This is a genomic window from Mesorhizobium sp. M7A.F.Ca.CA.004.06.1.1, assembly GCF_003999135.1.
Taxonomy (GTDB): domain Bacteria; phylum Pseudomonadota; class Alphaproteobacteria; order Rhizobiales; family Rhizobiaceae; genus Mesorhizobium.
In genome coordinates this window covers 1-3,826 of sequence record NZ_RZPQ01000580.1, presented here as the reverse complement: position 1 = coordinate 3,826, position 3,826 = coordinate 1, and the positions used below count along the sequence as shown (strand labels likewise).

Here is a 3,826-nt window from a genome sequence, read left to right as displayed (position 1 = left end):
GGTCTATATGGGCGGCTCTGTGATCGATTTCGTCGACGATCTGATGGGCCAGTCGTTCCAGATCCGCAATCCGAACGCCGTCGCCTCCTGCGGCTGCGGCACGAGTTTCTCCATATAGAATGCCTGCCATTAGTGCGATCCGTCAGATCGCGCTGTCGGCTGGCCGTGATCTCGACACCACGCTGGCTTTCTGGCGCGACGTGCTCGGCATGGCGGTTCATGCGCGCTTCGATCCGCCGGGCATCGCCTTCATCATGGCCGGCGATATCAGGCTGCTGTTCACTGACGGCATACCGGCCGGAACCGTCTATCTCGACATATCCGGCCTCGACGACTTCCATGCCTCTGCGGTCGCGGCAGGCGTACCCTTCACCGCGCCGCCAACACTTGTCCATCGCGACACGGAGGGCCAGTTCGGTCCAGCGGGGGAAAGCGAATGGATGGCCTTCCTAAAGGACCCGGCTGGCAATACGATTGGCCTCGTCGAACGCCATCCGCCGCAAGAATCCAACTGAATAGCATCGAGACCGCCATGAAAATCGTCACCTGGAACATCAACGGTGTCCGCGCCCGCATTGGCAATCTCACCCATTGGCTGACCGAGAGCGCACCCGACATCGTCTGCCTGCAGGAGATCAAGACCGTCGACGAGCAATTCCCGCGCGCCGAGATCGAGGCGCTTGGCTACAATGTCGAAACCCATGGCCAGAAGGGTTTCAACGGCGTGGCCCTGTTGTCGAAGCTGCGCTTCGACGAAGTCATCCGGGGCCTGCCCGGCGACGATGCCGATGAACAGGCGCGTTTCATCGAAGGCGTTTTCTCGACCGACAAGGGCGCCTTGCGCGTCGCCTCGCTCTATCTGCCGAACGGCAATCCGATCGATGACGAGAAGAAGTTTCCTTACAAGCTGTCCTGGATGGCGCGGCTGGAGCGCTGGGCCGAAGAACGGCTGAGACTTGAGGAGGCCCTGGTGCTCGCCGGCGACTACAACGTGATTCCCGAGCGGATCGACGCGCGGTTTCCGGAGAACTGGCTGGGCGACGCCCTGTTCCAGCCGCAGACGCGACAAGCCTTCCGCCGGCTGCTCAACCTTGGTTTCACCGAGGCGGTGCGCGCGGTCACCGACGCGCACGACACCTACACGTTCTGGGACTATCAGGCCGGCGCCTGGCAGAAGAACAACGGCATCCGCATCGACCACCTGCTTTTGTCGCCGGAAGCCGCCAACCGGTTTTCTTCCGCGTCGATCGAAAAGCACGTGCGCGCCTGGGAAAAACCGTCCGATCACGTCCCGGTGGCGATCGATCTCGCGCTTCAGCCGGCCTGAGAGAACCTCGCCGGGCACGCAGGCGCTGGACCTCATATCGCCACATTTCGCGCCGTTCATTGCGGTCCAGCATGGCGGCTGGGGTTCCATGAGCACACGATTTCATCTTTGTCCGATCGGCCTGGCATTTGCCATGGCCGCTCCCGGTGCGGCATTTGCCGACCAGGAATGCTTGGCCAATGGAAAATCCTACCAGCTTGGCCAGGTCGCCTGCCTGACGGTTGCCGACCGGAGCCATCTGGCCCGCTGCGACATGGTGCTCAACAACACATCGTGGACGAAGATCGGGGATAGCTGCCCGGAAAACACCTTGGCGCCACACCCCCATGTCACGCCGATCTCGACGCCGGCGCCCAGCATGGTGCCGACGGAGCCGATCGAGAACTGATCGCGATCGAAATCGAGTGCTGCTGGTGAAGCTGACGCAGCCGCGAGACTACTGGTCCGCGTTGTTGCCCTTGGTGAGGATATCATCGGCCAGCGAGATGGCGGTGCGGCGGTCGGCCTCGCCGGCGGTGGCAAATGCCTCTTCCTGCATGCCGCGGATCCAGGGCTGGTCAGCCGGCGAAGCGCGTTCGAGCGCTGCCGTCATCATCGCCAGGCCGCGAACGATCTTGCCGCTCTGGAACAACAAATGGCCCAGTGTCGCCTGGGCGCCGGCATGGCCTTTCTCGGCGGCGAGTTGGAACCAGCGCCCGGCCTGCTTGACACTGGCCTTCACGCCGCCCTCGCCCTTCAAGAACATCTGCCCCATCTCGAACTGCGCGTTCGGATTGCGGTAGTTGGCGGCGGCGCGCATGTAATATTCCTGGGCCGCCACCTCGTTCTCGGCGACCGGGCTGCCGGGAATGCCCGTGCGCAAATAGTCGCCAAGCGCCACCAGCGCGTCGGAGACATAGCTTTCCTCAGGCGAGCCGGGCTCGACGTCCTGGTCAACGATCTCGGAGAAGAACTTGAACGCCTCATAGTCATCGCGCGCCACGCCGTCGCCCTCGGCATACATGCGGGCAAGCTTCCAGGTGGCACCGATCTGGCCGTTTTCGGCAGCGTATTTGTAGGCCTCGGCAGCCTGTTCCTTGTGGCCGTTCTTGTAGGCGGAGAAGCCGAACTGGAAGACCGCCCAGGGGCTGGATTGCGGCTTCACCCCGGTCTTGTCGTCGAACACCTTGTCGTCGAAGGCCATGGCCTGGCCCACGGCGCCAAAGGTCGCGCCAAATGTGGCGGCCACGACCAGTGCCGAAAAGACAGACGACCTCAACAACTCAGATGTCCGCATAACAGTGTGTTTCTTTCGCACCGCCCGGATGGGTCACCGCGCCATCGCGCGCCGGCCCTACCGTCTGTGCATATTTCCATATCGCGCCCGACTGATAGTCGGTCGTGCGCGCCTTCCATGTCTTTGCCCTCGCCGCCAGTTCGCTATCGGACAACGCCACGTCGATCGTGCCGTTCACCGCGTCGATCGAGATCACGTCACCATCCCTGAGCAGTCCGATCGGGCCGCCCACGGCTGCTTCGGGGCCGACATGGCCGATGCAGAAGCCGCGCGTCGCGCCCGAAAAGCGCCCGTCGGTGATCAGCGCCACCTTGCCGCCCATGCCCTGGCCGTACAGCGCTGCCGTCGTCGACAGCATCTCGCGCATGCCGGGGCCGCCGCGCGGCCCTTCGTAGCGGATGACGAGAACCTCGCCTTCCCTGTAGTTGCGATGCGTCACCGCCTCGAAACATTCCTCTTCCGAATCGAAGCAGCGTGCCGGGCCGGAGAACTTCAACTCCGCCATGCCCGCGACCTTCACGATCGCGCCTTCGGGGGCAAGGTTTCCCTTCAAGCCCACGACACCGCCGGTTTGGGTAATGGGTGTGTTGGCCGGGCGGACCACATCCTGATGCTCATTCCAGACAACGTGCTGCATGTTTTCGGCCAAAGTGCGGCCAGTCACGGTCATGCAGTCGCCATGCAGATAGCCGTGGTCGAGCAGCGTCTTCATCAGCAGCGGAATGCCGCCGGCCTCGAACATGTCCTTGGCGACATATTTGCCGCCCGGCTTGAGGTCGGCGATGTAAGGCGTCTTCTCGAAGATCTTGGCCACGTCGAACAGGTCGAACTTGATGCCGGCCTCGTGGGCGATCGCCGGCAGATGCAGTGCCGCGTTGGTCGAACCGCCGGTGGCCGAGACCACGGTCGCCGCATTCTCCAGCGCCTTCAGAGTGACGATGTCGCGCGGCCGGATATTTTTCGCGATCAGCTCCATGATCTTTTCGCCGGAGGCGAAATTGAACCGGTCGCGCATTTCATAGGGTGCCGGCGCGCCGCAGGAATAGGGCAGCGCCAGGCCGATCGCCTCGGCGACGGTGGCCATGGTGTTGGCGGTGAACTGGGCGCCGCAGGAGCCGGCCGACGGGCAGGCCGCCTGCTCGATTTCGAGAAGTTCGGCATCATCGATGGTGCCTACCGAATGCTGGCCAACCGCCTCGAACACATCCTGCACGGTGATCTGG

General features: G+C 63.3%; 6 protein-coding genes. 4 read left to right on the top strand and 2 right to left on the bottom strand.

Annotated elements, in window-relative coordinates:
• From EN906_RS38500 to EN906_RS26115, 4 genes are all read left to right on the top strand, one after another.
• The coding region (locus EN906_RS38500; protein ID WP_164777366.1) for an iron-sulfur cluster assembly accessory protein at nt 1-118 on the top strand (118 nt) is incomplete at its 5' end.
• A 1-nt stretch (nt 119) separates the two neighbouring features.
• On the top strand, nt 120-515 hold the full coding sequence (locus EN906_RS26125) for a VOC family protein (RefSeq protein WP_127270658.1): 396 nt from the start codon (nt 120-122) through the stop codon (nt 513-515).
• 17 nt (nt 516-532) lie between these two features.
• On the top strand, nt 533-1,327 hold the full coding sequence (xth, locus tag EN906_RS26120; RefSeq protein WP_127270660.1) for an exodeoxyribonuclease III: 795 nt from the start codon (nt 533-535) through the stop codon (nt 1,325-1,327).
• An 88-nt stretch (nt 1,328-1,415) separates the two neighbouring features.
• Nucleotides 1,416-1,715 (top strand): hypothetical protein, encoded by a 300-nt coding sequence (locus tag EN906_RS26115; protein WP_127270688.1) that lies wholly within the window; start codon nt 1,416-1,418, stop codon nt 1,713-1,715.
• Nucleotides 1,716-1,763: 48 nt separating this feature from the next.
• On the opposite strand, the gene EN906_RS26110 is transcribed toward EN906_RS26115, so the two are convergent.
• Nucleotides 1,764-2,603 carry a tetratricopeptide repeat protein gene (locus tag EN906_RS26110; protein ID WP_127270686.1) on the bottom strand — a complete coding sequence of 280 codons (840 nt, stop codon included), beginning with the start codon at nt 2,601-2,603 and terminating at the stop codon, nt 1,764-1,766.
• Nucleotides 2,590-3,826, bottom strand: a 1,237-nt coding sequence (locus tag EN906_RS26105; protein WP_127375481.1) for a dihydroxy-acid dehydratase, incomplete at its 5' end; no start/stop codon positions are given. The genes EN906_RS26110 and EN906_RS26105, both read right to left, overlap by 14 nt.